This is a genomic window from Gaetbulibacter aestuarii (assembly GCF_039537665.1).
In the GTDB taxonomy this organism is placed as follows: domain Bacteria; phylum Bacteroidota; class Bacteroidia; order Flavobacteriales; family Flavobacteriaceae; genus Gaetbulibacter_A; species Gaetbulibacter_A aestuarii.
The window spans coordinates 84,714-100,125 of record NZ_BAABAY010000007.1; the positions used below are offsets into that span (position 1 = coordinate 84,714).

Here is a 15,412-nt window from a genome sequence, read left to right on the forward strand (position 1 = left end):
TGTTAGTTATTGATTTAAGGTAAACTCAATAAGCTCATTGACGTTGCAGGTGGCCAGACCTATATATTTATCTGCACCTCCATAGTAAACATATAGTGTGTCATCAATAATCATATTACCTGTTGGGAATACGCAGCCGTTATAATAACCTTCTATTTCATAATCGAATTCCGGCTCCATGATATAATCCTTAGTGCGTCCTAATACTTTAGTAGGATCTTCAAGATCCAGCATCACACAACCCACACGGTAATATCCTAAACCACCTTGTTCTACACCGTGGTATAGTACGAGCCAGCCTTTATCCGTTTTTAATGGCGGCGTACTACCTCCTACTTTTTCTTCCCATCCGCCTTTGATACCGCCAATAATCATCGTACTTGGTTCTTTCCATACTAATAAATCGTCGCTAAAGCGAATCCAAACAGCTGGTTTCGTTACACCATAATCTTCTCCGATCCATTCTTTTGGTCGGTGAAGCATCGCATATTTACCATTTATTTTTTCCGGAAATAAGATCACATCGCGATCATCTAGATTAGAATCGGTGATGCGACCCAGTTTTATCCATTCTTTAAAATCTTTGGTCATGGCTAAAGCAGAGTTTGCCATGTTATTTTTTATGAAATGCGGTGCATGTTCGCCATGATCTGAGGTAAGCACTTCATCATGTCCGAATTTCCAGTATTGCCCCGGAGGAAATGGTCTGAACGCATAGGTTACATAATAATAATCGTCTAACTTTATAATTCGAGCATCCTCGATACATCCCATATCCGGGCCTTCAGGACTTGGCCCTAGAACAGGTTCATCCGACACCCTTTCAAAGTGGTAACCGTCTTCACTTACTGCTAAACCAAAACGAATAATATGTTCTTCATCATCACCGGCCGCTCTGTATAGCATATAAAATTTACCATGGTCATAATAAACACCGGGGTTACATACCACCAAATTTTCCCAATCGTTGTTTGGATTTGGTTTTAAAATAGGATTGCCTTCAAATTTTTTCAGTTTCATTTGTTACGAATTATTGATTAGTACTTTTTGCCTTCACAATAATAATTCGATAAACAAAAAATGAGGTTTTCTAATCGGTCAATATCTTTGAAAATATGGTCAGACCTCATAAACAGATAAATTATTTTAGGTATTTCTAAGTTTGAATGAGTATCCATTTTATTCATTTAATTAAAATTTTTCAGAGATTGAAATTAATTCCTTATGGTCAAATTATGGATATCTTTGCACAAAGGATAAACCAAAAAACGTTAGTTAAAAACTACTTTTGAGGATGACACAAATCCTTTCTGTTTTTATGAAAACCTTTCTCACATTTTTTTTATTTCTGTATACCGCCACGTTATTTGCTCAGGAAAATAATAAGGCAAGCAGACCGAATATTATATTTATACTTTCAGACGATCACGCCACGAATGCCATTACAGCGTATAGCGATCGTTTTGAAGGTATAGCGCCAACGCCTAATATAGATCGCATAGCAAGCGAAGGAGCTATCCTCACCAATGTTTTTAGTACCAATGCGATCTGCGGCCCCAGCAGAGCGTCCATCATCACAGGTAAATACAGTCATAAAAACGGGTATTATAAGAACTTCAAAGGTGGTTATTTCGATAATACACAGTGGACCTATCCCAAGTCATTACAAAAGGCAGGATATCAAACCGCCATGGTTGGAAAGTGGCATTTAGCCTCAGAGCCTACAGGGTTTGATTATTTTAAGTATCATATCGATCATGGTGAGCAAGGCGTTTACTGGAACCCAACCTACAGTGAGAATGGCAAAACGGTGGAAGAAAAAGGTTATGCTACCAATTTAACCACCAATTTTGCTTTGGATTGGTTAAATGAGCGCGATGCAAGTAAACCCTTTTGTTTACTACTTCAATATAAAGCGCCACACCGGGAATGGTCTCCGGACACCAAATACAAAGACTTGTTTAAGGATCAGGATCTGCCTGTACCATCAACCTTCAATGATGATTATAAAGGAAGAGAAACAACGGCCGGAGATACATACATGACCATGGATTATTTGAATCGGAGAGATCTGAAATTAAAAATTCCGGATGCTTTAACTGAAAAAGAAAAACGTAAATGGTTGGATTATGGAAACAAACCTGGTGAAACAGTAGAAATAAACCAACTTGAAGGTGATAAGCTTAGAGTATGGAAATATGAAAAATTCATTAAAGATTATTTAGCAACCATCAGATCGGTAGACGATAATATTGGGCGGGTTCTTCAATATTTAAAGGATCATGATTTAGAGGACAACACCATTATTATTTACTCCTCAGATCAGGGCTTTTTCCTTGGAGATCACGGCTGGTTTGATAAACGCTTTATGTATGAAGAAGCCTTGCGCATGCCCTTTGTTATTCGTTATCCAAAATTAATTAAACCCGGAACGGTTGTAACTGATGTGATCTCAAATATCGATATCGCTCCTACCCTTTTAGAATTGGCCGATGCAGAAATTCCTAAGGAAGTTCAGGGACGAAGTTTTGTTAAAAACCTTGAAGGCCACACGCCTAAAGACTGGCGGCAATCCATGTACTATCATTATTACGAATACCCCATGTGGCATCATGTACAACCGCATTATGGCATTCGTACAGAGCGTTATAAACTGATTCATTTTTATTATGATGAGGATGTCTGGGAGTTCTACGACCTCAAGAAAGATCCGGAAGAACTACATAATTTGATTCACTCCAAAAAATACGCTTCCCAGATCAACTCCTTAAAAGGACAATTGAATGGTTTAAAAGATTTTTATGGAAATACCATGACCTTGGACCAACTTCGAGAAATTACAGCGAAGGATTTCGGTGGTTTGGAATCGCACAAAAATGAATAGTCTTTGTTCTGCTTTGTTCCAATGAAGGAATACAAGCTTATAATTTGATCCCAAAAGAAAAATAAAAAGACCGGCCAACACCCGGTAATATTCCCGGCCCGGGATACATGGTGATTCTCCGGCTAAAATATTGACGATCCGTAATATTATTGATTCCGGCAGAAATATGATAATGATCCAAAAACCTCCAGTTGAAGGCCCAATCGAATAAGGTATAAGCAGGATCATAGCCTACCACACCATTCGATGAGAATGGGGTGTTGTTCGCATCATTAAACTTACTACTTACATAGCTCATTTCCAAGGTTGTTGAAATTTGTTTACTTCGAAATTCAAGACCGGCACGCTCGATCCAATCAGGAACACCTTCTACACGATTTCCTGACAAGGATACATTAGTACCATCGATACTCACTTGTCCACTTTCGTAGCGCGCATTGGTGTAAGCTAATGAGCTAAAAACTCGGATGTCCTTATGTTGAATAGGATATCCTAATGTTTTCAATAACGATAGGCTGGCATAGGCTTCAAGGCCTTTTGCTACAGAATTTCCAATATTGGTTGTATACTGATATGTAGAATTATCCGAATTTGTTTCTGTGAGCTTTCCTATTTTATTGCCATAGAACAGGTAAAAAGCATCAACATCAAAATCGAGAAGGTCTGAGATCTGTCCGCGATACCCCAGATCAATATCATAGCCTTTGCTATCCTTTAGATCAGGATCGATAACGCCTAATTGATCGGCAGGTGTTACATTCGCGTATAAATAAGGGCGATAAGCCTGGGAAATATTGCCATATAATTGCATTGCTTTCGTGGCTTGCAATTGAAGCCCTAAACCAAACAACGGAAATGCTCTGTTTCCTTCATAGGAAACGGGAAATGACGCATTATCGATCACGCCACTAAGCCTGGAATTTATGACCTCATACCGAAAGCCGGGAGTTATAGAGAATGTATTGGTCAACTTCAACATATTTTCAACAAACACAGCATAATTGGTCGTATGAAATTCGAGATCGATACCATAAGACCCTATAAGACTGAGATCATTGTTGCTTTCGGTAGTTCCTTTTCCTTTTTGTTTACGATCGGTGCTTTGATTAAAATATCGAATACCTCCTGATAAAACCCCCGCAACGTTCTTTATTTGATATTTATGTAAAAGCCGCGCTTCTGTGGTAAATCCGTGGTAGAAATCACGATCCACCTGCCGTGGATTATAGCTGCCCAGGTCTGTATTAATAGTATCGTTTACATTGGGCGGATTAATAAATTGAACGCTGCTCCTGTCGCCCCAAATACCATTAGCGGTTAGCTTAAGGCGTGTTTTTTTTGAAAACTGATATTTGAAGATAAGAGCCGGTATGTTGATACGTGGGTCGAAATAATTCCGTGCGCGATTCGATTGTCGCGGATTTTCCTGAAATTGAGCATCTGTAAGACCTCCTGCAATTTGCTTTTTGGTATCGTTATGCGAAAATTGAAAGGCGACACTTCCTTTTTTCGAAAAGTTGAATTTCACATGGGCATAATAGGCCTGGTATTGATAGTCACTATTCGGGCGCCAGCCATCAGAATGTCTATTATTATAAAAGGCATAGTAGTTTATTTTTCCCTTGGTTCCTCCTATCGCATTAAACGAATTAAACATATCAAAAGAACCAAGGGTCTGCTCACTTTCAAGCGTGAATGCCTTCGAGGGGTCGCCACTTTTAATTATATAATTCATCATCCCACCAAACTGACTTCCAAATTGTAAAGCAGCAGAACCTCTTAATAACTGAATGTGATCAACCGCCTGCATCGGAACGGCATAGTGATTCTCAGGATAGCCAAAAATATCAGAATTAGTATTATAACCGTTTTGGCGCATATTCATTTCGATGGAACGGTGGGCATCTGTCCCACGAGTTCCGATATTCATTTGAGTTCCGGAACCATCCATATCCCACAGATTTACTCCGGGCATTTTCGCAAAGACCATACGTCCCAGGTTTTGAGAAAGGTTGGCTTCACCGGGACTCAAATGAACAACATTCGTGCGCTTACCCGAAAAAATGGTCATATCCTTCACTTCCGGTAAATAGGTCCTGGTTTTTTTCTCTGTAATAGTTACCGGCTTCAAAACGGTGGTCGAGAGGGAGTCTTTTCCGGCTTTAGTTTCTTTAACGCGTTCCTGGGCGGTAAGTTGTATGCTTAAAATTGTAAAAAGGGATAGCAGCAATGATGTTTTCAGCATGTTATTGGGGTTGAATTAAAAACAATTTATAAGCGAAAGTATGGCACTTAGAAAAGAGGACTTGATAAAGAGAAGTTAATTAAACTAACGAAAGATTAATTAACTTAATGAAAAATTAATGAGCACCTGGCATTTAAAATGCTCTGGATTTTAAAAAAACTGGTTTGTAAGTTTTTTATGTATATTTAGGTGTATATATAATAAGGATATGTTTACCGGTGGACATATACACTTGTTGGCCATAATTAAGAAAATATGACACTCAGAAACTTTTTATCTATTGTTACATTAATGGCTCTTGCTTATGGTTGTAATAGCCAAAAAGACAAGCTAAAAACTCAAAAGAAAAGTTTAGAAATTGATTGGATATATCAAGTTGACAGCTTGCTTATGCCTTTCTGGATGAGCGAAGAAGCCCTGGGGAATCCATCGGGTAATTACCCCAACTACAGAAATAGCGAAGGCCATATATTGACTTACGAAAATTTTGACTTCACTTCCATACCAAAATACTTAACAGACTTCCTAATTACACAACCCGATAGCTTAAGGAGAAGTTATATTAGAATCAATTCTCGGCAAATATACACGTATTGCGTTGCCTTTAATCTAACAGGAAATGAGGCATATCTAAAAAATGCTAAACTCGGTGTTGAATATTTGCTCAAAAACGGAGGCTATACTACTGGAAGTCCATATACATATTGGCAGGACGGGAAAGGTATGCCCAATAAATTCCAATCCACTACTCAAGATTTAGCATATTCATTGACGGGATTGAGTATGTATTATTACTTAACACGGGATGAATGTGTATTAGAAAGCATATTAAAGGTTAAAGATTTTGTGATTTCAGAATATTATGATAATTCCCAGCTTAAAGAGAACACAAAACTCGTTATGTGGGTTAAAGATAATTACGAAGGAGATACTGTAGGAGACAAACGGCTATTAGCAGTTCTAGATCAACTAAATGCCTATTTGATCTTTGTAACACCCTTAGTACCTGATAATTTAACTGAAACGTTTAAACATGATGTTAAAAACCTAGCATATTCATTAAAGGATAATTTTTATGATGACAAATACTATCTTTTTTGGGGTGACTTGAATAATAAAAAAATGGGCGAATCACCAACAGATTTTGGGCATAGTATCAAATCATTTTGGATGTTATATTTAGCAGGACAACTACTAAATGATGATTCATTAGTAGATTTTGCAAATAGGAATGCCATTAAACTACTTAATACTGCATACATAAAAGAAGATGGTAGTTGGGCGGAAATGTATAAAGACAGTACTTTAAGGATTGTGAAAAATAAAGTCTGGTGGAATTATGCTGAACTAGATCAGATGGCAGCCACATTAAGTTTGCGAGACACTACGCTATATTCAAAATACCTTAAACAGACTTATAAGTATTGGGAAAAAAACATGATTGATTACAAAAATAAAGAAGTTTATTTTTTATTGGATGAGGAAGGAAAACCAAATGATTTAGGCTTAAAAACTTGCCATTGGAAAAATGGTTTTCATTCCTTGGAACACGCTCTTATTGGGTTTTTATCGACATCAAATTATTTGAATGATGAAATACCTTTATATTTTGCATTTGAAAAAGATGCAAAACCAGTAAAAAGTAAAATAAATCCATATTACTACAGTGCCGAAATAATAAATTATGAGGAATCTGAATTTTCAAATCCATTATTAGATAACCTTCAAAAAACCAAGGTAACTTTTCAAAATATTAATTAACTATGGTCAACAATGTATAACAGCAATTACGGCGGATTCGACTATATCCGAATCCACTCGGAATTGCTAACTTCTGTGCTTAACCGAAAATCATTAACTTTAACCCCGAAACTGACGGTTATACGAGAGCGTTGCCCACAATTGGGTTGACTACGTGGAAAGTGACGTGGTAGCCGACAAATGCTGGTTGACTAAAAAATTTGTACGATGAAATGCTTAACACCTAACATAAACCGATACCTAAACCTCATTATTATGCTTCAGATTCAATCAACAGTGAAACAAATTCAATTAACGACAATTTTCTTTTTTATGACTATTAGTATTGGTTTTGCACAATCCAGTATTAAGGTAATTAAAGCGGGAAGGGTTATCGACACTGAAAATGGTAGCGTTCTAGACGGCAGAATGATACTAATTGCGAATGATACTATAAAAGAGATAGGCAAAAACATAAAGATTCCCGACAAAGCAGAAGTTATTGATTTATCTAACGCCACAGTCTTGCCAGGCCTGATTGACTGTCATACTCACATCACGTTTCAATCAGGTGACAACTACTATGAGAGATTTAGAAAATCTATTGTGGACTATGCAATCTTAGCTCCTTCCTACGCCAAAAATACCCTTGAAGCTGGCTTTACTAGTGTACGTGATGTAGGCTCCTCTAATTTCTTGGATGTAGCACTGAAAAAGGCAATCAATTCTAATAAAATTCCTGGCCCACGGATGCAAACAGCAACATATTTTATTAGTTCTACAGGCGGTCACGGGGATTTAAATGGTTTCTCTCCTATGCTTGATTCAAGAGAACCAATAGAAATGTCGGGAATTGCCAATGGCGTTGATGAGGTACGACAAAAGGTGAGGTACTTGGTAAAGTACGGAGCTGATGTAATAAAATTTGGCGCAAGTGCAGGGGTGTTATCCGAGGAGGAAAGTGTTGGCGCACCTCAATATACTCAGGAAGAAATGAATGCTATTGTTGCTGAGGCCAAAATGTGGGGACGGAAGTCTTGCGCTCATGCCCACGGAGCAGAAGCAATAAAGATGGCTATAAAGGCTGGTGTGGCGTCTATCGAACATGGTAGTTTAATAGACGATGAAGGTATTGCACTTATGATAAAAAATGGAACATATCTAGTAGCTGATGTTTATAATGACGATTATATTATTGAGGAATTTCTGAAGCTCGGGTATCCACAAAAGATTATAGACAAGGAAAAAATAGTAGGATTAAAGCAACGACAGAATTTTAGAAAAGCGTTACAGGCAGGAGTAAAGATTGCATACGGTACTGATGCTGGTGTCTACCCACATGGAGGTAATGGAAAACAATTTAGCCATATGGTAAGATGGGGCATGACTACAATGCAGGCAATTCAATCAGCAACAATTAATGCTGCCGACCTTATGGGTTGGAAAACAAAAACTGGCTCAATAGCTGTTGGAAAATACGCTGACATTATTGCAGTAGTTGGAAATCCCATTGATGAAATCAAACTATTGGAGAATGTACAATTTGTTATGAAAGGAGGACAAGTATTCAAAAATTCCATAAAAAAGTAAATATCAAAATTTGACTACACTGACAATTTACTTTGAGAGGAGTTCGCAATTTGGTCTTTGAACTTAAATGGGCACGTTTTTACAACTCTCCTACACCAATGAATTGAAAATTAGTTTTGATGATGATAAAATGATTATTAATATGAATAATAACATCATTAAAGGAATTAAACTACATAGAACATTATATAAACAGCATTAAAACGACCGTTTATACTAACCGTTGTAAGTAATTTTGAGAAAACAGCTAACCATTATATTAATTTTAACTTTCGGACTTATTTCCTGCGAGTCTGAAAAAAAAGTATTCGGACTATAAGGAATCGGACTTTTATGAGGTACAAGGAATAATTAATTACGCTAATCCGACAAGCGACCCTTTTGACAGTCCGACTGAGAAAAATATCAGCTTCATGTACTTTTTAGACCGACCAAATCCCAAAAGGGGAACTGAAAATGACCTGAAAATGTTTGAGGCAAAAAATGGATACCCTTTAATTGTTCTTGTACATAAAGATGATGAAAATATAAGCTTTTACGGTAGAGTTGGAATTCTTGAAAATCTGAATGTCAAGGAAAAAGTGTTTCTTAAAAACCATTTCCAAAATGAGATGAATAAGATAAAGGATAAAACACCTGAACATATTTACAACGCTTTAATAAGAGATACACTAACGGAAAACCAAACTCATAAAAAATAAAAAACTACTTACCATACCGTGTAAAATCCATTGCGGCGGACTTTTCCTTTTGATTTAATCAGCCTTAATTAAATTTCTTACTTTTTTCCCTATCTTAGATTCCAAGATCCTATTAAGAATCTTTCGATAAAGTTGTACTTCTTTAGAACCAACCCACACCAAATAATGATAAAATTTTTCAGACAGTTCCGGAAAAAACTTATTTCCGAAGGAAAAACTACAAATTACCTTAAATATGCCTTTGGAGAAATAATCCTAGTGGTGATAGGGATTTTAATTGCGCTACAAATAAATAATTGGAATAACGACCGACAGGATGCCAACCAGGAATTACGGATCTTACAAGATCTGGAAAATGAGTACCAGGAAAATCTCAATGAGGTTAATGAAAAGATCCACATGAGAGATGGTATGATGACCTCCATTCAAAGGCTTTTTGATTATATGGACCATGGTATCGAAAATGTTCCCCTGGACACGATTCGCATACATATGGGCAGAACATTTTTGCTTCCAACCTTTAATGGTACCGATGGGGTAACAAATGAAATAATTAATTCCGGGAAGTTAAATTTAATCCAAAACACCGAGCTTAAGATCAATTTAAGTAATTGGTCCGGCACCACTGAAAAGGTTATTGAAGAAGAACAATTATTGGTGAATCAAATCACGCCGCTTTACATCGACTACTTGATACACCATTTTAATTTAAGAAAAATGGGAGGAACTGATCAAGACGACGGTTTCAAAAATATTTGGAGATTATCCAACAAGCGAAATTCTAAATTTAAACCCATTAATGGTGAAAATGACATTAATGAATATAAGAAATTCCTATCGGACACTATCATTTCAAACCTTCTGGTAAACATCTATTCGATAAATCGAGGTGCTAATATTCAAGCCTACGGGCTTAGAGATAAAACAGAGCACATTTTAGCGATTATTCGGTCTGAATTAAAGAAAAAGCGTCACATGAAAAATTCTTAGAATGCATTTTAAACCTTATTGACATTCTAAAAATATTGGAGTTTAAAAAACATAATTATTTTGATTATTTTAGAAGGCATTAAAATTCTTCATTATGAAAAAACTTAAAAAAGAGGATATCAAACAGGAAGTGTTTGACCTTTACGATGATTACGCCCATAACAAATTACAACGACGTGAATTCATTGAAAAGCTATCACTGTATGCCGTTGGTGGCCTTACGGTGTCATCTTTAATGAGTTTTTTATTGCCCAATTATAAGGACACCATGTTGGTGAATCCTAATGATCCCGATTTAGACTCCGGTTATATTTCATACGAATCTCCTAAAGGCGGAGGAACCATTAAAGGTTTACTTTCAAAACCGAAAAATACAGTTAAAAAATTAGGGGGTATTGTGGTGGTTCATGAGAACCGCGGACTTAATCCCTATATTGAAGATACCGCCCGTCGTGCCGCCCTTGCAGGCTTTATTACGCTTGCTCCCGATGCCTTAACGCCTCTGGGAGGTTATCCCGGTAACGACGATGAAGGACGCACATTACAACGCCAGCGTGATCGCTTTGAAATGCTGGAAGATTTTTTAGCCGCTTTTGATTACCTTAAGAACCATGAACAATGCCATGGTAAGATAGGCGTTGTTGGTTTTTGTTTTGGTGGCTGGATCTCCAACATGATGGCTGTAAAGCAACCGGATCTGGCTGCCGCCGTACCGTTTTACGGTTCACAACCAACTGAAGATATCGATAAGATACAAGCGCCCTTAATGTTGCATTACGCCGGTTTAGATCAACGCGTTAATGCCGGTTGGCCCGAATATGAAGCTGCCCTTAAAAAGTATAATAAAAGCTACGAGGCTTTTGTTTATCCAAATGTAAACCACGGATTTCATAACACCACAACGCCCCGTTATGATAAGGAATCTGCCGAATTGGCTTGGGGTCGAACCATAGATTTCTTTAAAACACATCTAAACGTTTAATTCCACTGTTTTTATAAACAAAACTAAGTTTTATTGCTACCTAAGTAGCAGTAAGAAAAGGTGGTGCGCCGTATTTTTATCTTACAAAAGATAGATTAATCTTAAAGCCCTATTTCGAATAATTCAATTTTTAGATCATGGTGCGAACTAGTTTATTAACGAAAGTGTATACTAATTTGTGGTGGCTACAAACCTTACTCGGCCTGGCCTTTGTGGGCTTTGGATTATGGATTGCTTTTATTCCGCGTGGTGGATACTCCCAATTAAATGTGTTCTTCGCTAGCGCTATCTTACTTACAGGGGCTTTTGAAATGACGCGCGCGATTAAGAATCGACCCTTCTCTAAACATTGGTTATGGTATTTTTTGGGTGGTATTATCGATATTACTGTTGGTCTTATATTTTTGGCCAATATGGAATATGATATGCGATTAGAACCCTATCTTTTAGGATCCTGGATTGTTTTTCGAGGATTACTCTATCTGGCTTTAAGTCTGGATCTAAGACGGATTGCTCCTGCCACCTGGACGGCACTTTTCTTTTTCGGAATACTCATCACAGCCATGGGTATTCTCATTTTGGCCAGACCGGAATTAAGTAGTTTTACCATTATTTATGCTACCAGTTTAGCTTTTATTATTACGGGGATCTTCCGGATCATTTTGGGTCGAAGTTTGTACATAAGTAAACTGCATTAAGTTTTATTATTTTAAAACCGAATGTATTACACTATTTTAGTGCTAAAATTTCGGAGAAGGTCTATGCATAATTTTAAATTATGGTATTCTACAATACTATGTTTTATTTTAATTCCAGGTTTATATGCGCAAACACGCTATGTTGATCCTGTATTTGATGCTATTTCAGTAAAGACCTATACCTACTCCCTTATTGCTGATAAAACGCTAAAATTTGATCTTTATACGCCGCTTCAGGACAAGATTGAACACAGACCTTTACTGATGTTAATTCATGGTGGTGGTTTCAAATACGGGAAACGCAGTGATCAAGGATTGGTTAGTCTGGCCAAAAATATAGCGAAAAAAGGTTATGTGGTAGCGGTGGTAGATTACACCAAAATTCCAAAGAATAAAAGCTTTGGTTGTCATGTTTCAAAAGACTTTGTATTGCAGACGATCAGAACGGCAACTGAAGATGTTACCCAGGCACTACTCTACCTCCTGAAATACAAAAATATTTTTGGTATTGATGACACGAAGATCATTTTAACCGGCAGTAGCGCGGGTGCAGAGATTGGCCTGAATTTAGCCTACAACCGAAAACTAGTGATAAGTCGAAAATATTTTCCCGGCCTTCCTAAGATCGCTGGCGTGATTTCCATTTCAGGTGCGATCTTAAATACAGACCTCATTAGCCAAGCCAATAATACACCGGGCGTTTTTTATCATGGTACCGTTGATCCCATTATTCCATATAGTTACGGGGCACACCACAATTGTACAGAAACTCAAAAAGGATATTTGCCTGAGGCAGGCTCCAAAGCGATCGTTGAAACCTTAAAAAAACAGAAGGCGAGTTATTTGCTTTACAGTTATTTAGACCGTGGTCATGATATCTTCAATTTGCCTTACGACGATCTGAGACAAGCTTTTGTGTTTCTGCGAAAAGTGGTTATTGATGGCGGAACCTATCAAGATGCCGTTTTTCGATAAGACCTTTTATAAATAGAAATTCAATGCGTCCTGCTAAGCGCCATTAATTTATTGTGAAATGCTTCCAACCAATTATTAATATGAACTCCCGAATTTTCATCGCTTTCTGATGAATAATACGTTCCGTTTGACTTTTCTATCCATATGGTAAGTAAAACACCTGTGAGATCATCATTTGGAGTAATTCTAGAATGAATGTCCGCTTTTTGATGCGCCAGGAATGGGCATACCACATGTTCACTATCCAACTCAATATTACCTCGATCTATAGAAACCACATAAGTAACGCCGCCGTGACTCTCAATGAATTTTTGCCAATTGTAGATTACAAAATCTTCATTTACGCCAATTAAATTAACACCGAAACTTGAGGCCACCTTATGGTATGGTAATTTTTGTTTCATAACCTGAAAATCTTCCTGTGCAGTAGCGACACCAACTGTAAATAAAAAGCATATTGCAAATAATTTCAGTTTCATTATAAATCGAGTTTTAAATTTAAATCTTTAAACTCCTCAAACTCATAAGGCCTATCTTCAATAAATTTCATGATAGATACCCTAAGGTTTTCAATGCTGTTATGAAGTAATTCCATTTTCTCAAAAAGATGAATATGCCTGAGGTTCAAGTCCTCTACATTCAAAAAGACTTGAGCATAAATAACTGTATTTATGGTTTTGGCATGCTTCACCAAATCAAAAATCAAATCCTCGGATACCTGATAAAGGACCGTATCGATATTCCTGTAAATGGTTTTGTGATCACAATCACTATCACATTTTGTATGAATTCGGTTCTCGATGATTTTTCTCAAATGCACAAGCTCTTGCTCAAATTGTTTTATCGCTTTGATCCATTGATAAGTTTGGTTGTAACGATTCTTTAAATTGGTTTCCAAAAGCACTTTTGAATTCGTATTCATTCCCAATAAAGTTTGATTTCTTCAGACCTAAAAATTAAAAACTATTTTCTTCCTATGAGGAACTATTGACAGTAGCTACATTGACCTCCTGTTTCTTCAGTGTTGGTTTATCGAAAACCATTTGCAAATTAAACGGAATCCAGGTGGCAACAAGTTCAGAAGGCGTAGCAAAATTGTAATAATCATGGGTATTCATCGTGAAGTTGCCATCGAGTACCACGTCATTATTAATTTCCTTAGAGGTCATATTTATTTGAAGATAGGCATAGCGTCTTCGAAACTCTAAAATACCCTCAACTTTCCAGTGGTCACCAACTTTAGTTATTTTGTTGCTTCTAAATTTTAAATCAGGATTATTCCAGCTATTGGCCAACCAACCTAGATAACCGGCATGAATTCCCGTAAATGAATTAAGATCAACTTCAAAATTCAGGGATTCAAAAACTCCGGTAGTATCATTTACCGAAGCAAAACCTTTAAAATGTTCGCTTGTACCTTCAATAGGATAAACCGGACCAACATTAACATCATAAGAAATTTTGGTCTGAGGCGTATCGTTCTGTGCTTCTAACTTTCCAAAATTGATAAGAACCAATACCAAGGAAATTATCAATAATTTCAACTTTGTTTTCATAACCTTACTTGTTTTTGATATTTTAAAAAAATATGATGCTGAAAATGATCTAAAATCTCCTGAATAGAATTAAAATAGGCTTGATAGTCGGCATCACTAAACGTTTTCCTGGTGTTATCTTTAAAAGGTGTTTCTTCCAGATAATGATACAGTTCCGGATAGTTCATTTCAATTTCAAAAATGCAAGCTTCTACAGCTTCACTGATGTGACATATTTTACCCATGATTTTAATTTTTATTTTGACTCTTTTAAAGGTACTTTCAGGGCAAAAAAAATAGTGCTACCTAAGTAGCACTATTTCTCATTCTCTCAAGTGTTATAAAAGCTTTAACACTCTTTAACTCTCAACCATAAGTTATAATTTTTTATCACTTTTTTTGCTACTTAAGTAGCAGTTATAATTAATACTGGTATAAAAAAAATTTATGAAATCTTTAACCCAAACAAGACAGAAAAGCATGTAACTTCGTAAGTGTTTTTAATGCATTTCAATCTAAAAATTGAATATCATGAAAAAAGTTTTTTTGATCATATTGGGAGCCTCGACACTTTTGGCTTGCCACAGTAAAAATGAAGAAACAACCGCCTCAGCCAATCCAAAAAATGATATTGAACAAAGTAAACCAAAAGGTAATTGGACGGTTAAAAAAGAGGTTGATGAAAATGGAAATCTAATTAAATATGATTCCATTTATTCCTACAGTTCTTCAGGAAATTCAGGTGATTTTTCAAACCCCTCTATGGACAGCATCATGCATGGTTTTTCCAAAAGTATGCATCAGCAGTTCTTTAGTAATTCGGGAGATCCTATGATGGATATGGATGATTTTTTCGATGATGAGATGAACGATCCAGCCGCTATGATGGCACAAATGCAGCAACAGATGCAGCAGCAAATGCAGGCTATGCGGTCTCAAATGTTTCAAGATCAACCCGCTATTCCCGCGGAACCTCAAAGCAAATAAAATTATTTTTCATAGTTTGTTAGTTAGTTAGTTGATTTACCCATTGTAATACATTTATAGTCTATTACAATGGGTTTTTCTTTTT

The 15,412-nt window shown here is 36.6% G+C and carries 15 protein-coding genes; 9 read left to right on the top strand and 6 right to left on the bottom strand.

All coding sequences use genetic code 11. The annotated features are described in order from the left end of the window. Nucleotides 1-6: 6 nt before the first annotated feature. A complete protein-coding gene (locus ABD682_RS13370) occupies nt 7-1,020 on the bottom strand; it encodes a glycoside hydrolase family 130 protein (protein WP_344742040.1) in 1,014 nt (337 codons plus the stop codon). Between the two features lie 298 nt (nt 1,021-1,318). Between ABD682_RS13370 and ABD682_RS13375 the strand changes: the two genes are divergently transcribed. After that, nucleotides 1,319-2,884, top strand: coding sequence for a sulfatase family protein (locus ABD682_RS13375; protein WP_344742041.1), 1,566 nt, complete (start codon nt 1,319-1,321; stop codon nt 2,882-2,884). A gap of 37 nt (nt 2,885-2,921) precedes the next feature. On the opposite strand, the gene ABD682_RS13380 is transcribed toward ABD682_RS13375, so the two are convergent. Further along, nucleotides 2,922-5,129, bottom strand: a complete 2,208-nt coding sequence (locus ABD682_RS13380; protein WP_344742042.1) for a TonB-dependent receptor family protein — start codon at nt 5,127-5,129, stop codon at nt 2,922-2,924. A gap of 255 nt (nt 5,130-5,384) precedes the next feature. Between ABD682_RS13380 and ABD682_RS13385 the strand changes: the two genes are divergently transcribed. The 7 genes from ABD682_RS13385 to ABD682_RS13415 all read left to right on the top strand — a co-directional run bounded on the left by ABD682_RS13385 (nt 5,385) and on the right by ABD682_RS13415 (nt 12,805). Then, nucleotides 5,385-6,890: an AGE family epimerase/isomerase gene (locus ABD682_RS13385; RefSeq protein WP_344742043.1), complete on the top strand. Its 1,506-nt coding sequence runs from the start codon at nt 5,385-5,387 to the stop codon at nt 6,888-6,890. Between the two features lie 255 nt (nt 6,891-7,145). After that, the gene (locus tag ABD682_RS13390) at nt 7,146-8,459 is read left to right on the top strand and encodes a Xaa-Pro dipeptidase (RefSeq protein WP_344742044.1); all 1,314 of its coding nucleotides are present in this window, start codon (nt 7,146-7,148) and stop codon (nt 8,457-8,459) included. Nucleotides 8,460-8,872: 413 nt separating this feature from the next. Then, complete coding sequence (locus tag ABD682_RS13395; protein ID WP_344742045.1) at nt 8,873-9,160, top strand: hypothetical protein; 288 nt, start codon at nt 8,873-8,875, stop codon at nt 9,158-9,160. 165 nt (nt 9,161-9,325) lie between these two features. Continuing rightward, nucleotides 9,326-10,150: a DUF6090 family protein gene (locus ABD682_RS13400; protein ID WP_344742047.1), complete on the top strand. Its 825-nt coding sequence runs from the start codon at nt 9,326-9,328 to the stop codon at nt 10,148-10,150. A 94-nt stretch (nt 10,151-10,244) separates the two neighbouring features. After that, a complete protein-coding gene (locus ABD682_RS13405; protein ID WP_344742048.1) occupies nt 10,245-11,132 on the top strand; it encodes a dienelactone hydrolase family protein in 888 nt (295 codons plus the stop codon). 137 nt (nt 11,133-11,269) lie between these two features. Further along, nucleotides 11,270-11,830, top strand: coding sequence for an HdeD family acid-resistance protein (locus ABD682_RS13410; RefSeq protein ID WP_344742051.1), 561 nt, complete (start codon nt 11,270-11,272; stop codon nt 11,828-11,830). A gap of 63 nt (nt 11,831-11,893) precedes the next feature. Next, nucleotides 11,894-12,805 carry an alpha/beta hydrolase gene (locus ABD682_RS13415; protein ID WP_344742052.1) on the top strand — a complete coding sequence of 304 codons (912 nt, stop codon included), beginning with the start codon at nt 11,894-11,896 and terminating at the stop codon, nt 12,803-12,805. A gap of 20 nt (nt 12,806-12,825) precedes the next feature. Here ABD682_RS13415 and ABD682_RS13420 read toward each other — a convergent pair whose 3' ends face one another. The 4 genes from ABD682_RS13420 to ABD682_RS13435 are packed head-to-tail and all read right to left on the bottom strand — an operon-like array spanning nt 12,826 to nt 14,585. Next, the gene (locus ABD682_RS13420; RefSeq protein ID WP_344742053.1) at nt 12,826-13,284 is read right to left on the bottom strand and encodes a hypothetical protein; all 459 of its coding nucleotides are present in this window, start codon (nt 13,282-13,284) and stop codon (nt 12,826-12,828) included. Beyond that, nucleotides 13,284-13,727, bottom strand: coding sequence for a hypothetical protein (locus tag ABD682_RS13425; RefSeq protein ID WP_344742054.1), 444 nt, complete (start codon nt 13,725-13,727; stop codon nt 13,284-13,286). The genes ABD682_RS13420 and ABD682_RS13425 overlap by 1 nt, the downstream gene beginning before the upstream one ends. A gap of 52 nt (nt 13,728-13,779) precedes the next feature. Beyond that, entirely contained in the window at nt 13,780-14,361 is a 582-nt protein-coding gene (locus ABD682_RS13430; protein ID WP_344742055.1) for a hypothetical protein, read from the bottom strand. After that, entirely contained in the window at nt 14,358-14,585 is a 228-nt protein-coding gene (locus tag ABD682_RS13435) for a hypothetical protein (RefSeq protein WP_344742056.1), read from the bottom strand. The genes ABD682_RS13430 and ABD682_RS13435 overlap by 4 nt, the downstream gene beginning before the upstream one ends. A gap of 286 nt (nt 14,586-14,871) precedes the next feature. Here ABD682_RS13435 and ABD682_RS13440 point away from each other — a divergent pair, with 286 nt between their 5' ends. Then, a complete protein-coding gene (locus tag ABD682_RS13440) occupies nt 14,872-15,327 on the top strand; it encodes a hypothetical protein (RefSeq protein WP_344742057.1) in 456 nt (151 codons plus the stop codon). Nucleotides 15,328-15,412 lie beyond the last annotated feature (85 nt).

Coding starts and splice junctions, on each gene's coding strand:
- ABD682_RS13370 (WP_344742040.1), bottom strand. CDS start 1,020: ATGAAACTGAAAAAATTTGAAGGCAATCCTATTTTAAAACCAAATCCA.
- ABD682_RS13375 (WP_344742041.1), top strand. CDS start 1,319: ATGAAAACCTTTCTCACATTTTTTTTATTTCTGTATACCGCCACGTTA.
- ABD682_RS13380 (WP_344742042.1), bottom strand. CDS start 5,129: ATGCTGAAAACATCATTGCTGCTATCCCTTTTTACAATTTTAAGCATA.
- ABD682_RS13385 (WP_344742043.1), top strand. CDS start 5,385: ATGACACTCAGAAACTTTTTATCTATTGTTACATTAATGGCTCTTGCT.
- ABD682_RS13390 (WP_344742044.1), top strand. CDS start 7,146: ATGCTTCAGATTCAATCAACAGTGAAACAAATTCAATTAACGACAATT.
- ABD682_RS13395 (WP_344742045.1), top strand. CDS start 8,873: ATGTACTTTTTAGACCGACCAAATCCCAAAAGGGGAACTGAAAATGAC.
- ABD682_RS13400 (WP_344742047.1), top strand. CDS start 9,326: ATGATAAAATTTTTCAGACAGTTCCGGAAAAAACTTATTTCCGAAGGA.
- ABD682_RS13405 (WP_344742048.1), top strand. CDS start 10,245: ATGAAAAAACTTAAAAAAGAGGATATCAAACAGGAAGTGTTTGACCTT.
- ABD682_RS13410 (WP_344742051.1), top strand. CDS start 11,270: ATGGTGCGAACTAGTTTATTAACGAAAGTGTATACTAATTTGTGGTGG.
- ABD682_RS13415 (WP_344742052.1), top strand. CDS start 11,894: ATGCATAATTTTAAATTATGGTATTCTACAATACTATGTTTTATTTTA.
- ABD682_RS13420 (WP_344742053.1), bottom strand. CDS start 13,284: ATGAAACTGAAATTATTTGCAATATGCTTTTTATTTACAGTTGGTGTC.
- ABD682_RS13425 (WP_344742054.1), bottom strand. CDS start 13,727: ATGAATACGAATTCAAAAGTGCTTTTGGAAACCAATTTAAAGAATCGT.
- ABD682_RS13430 (WP_344742055.1), bottom strand. CDS start 14,361: ATGAAAACAAAGTTGAAATTATTGATAATTTCCTTGGTATTGGTTCTT.
- ABD682_RS13435 (WP_344742056.1), bottom strand. CDS start 14,585: ATGGGTAAAATATGTCACATCAGTGAAGCTGTAGAAGCTTGCATTTTT.
- ABD682_RS13440 (WP_344742057.1), top strand. CDS start 14,872: ATGAAAAAAGTTTTTTTGATCATATTGGGAGCCTCGACACTTTTGGCT.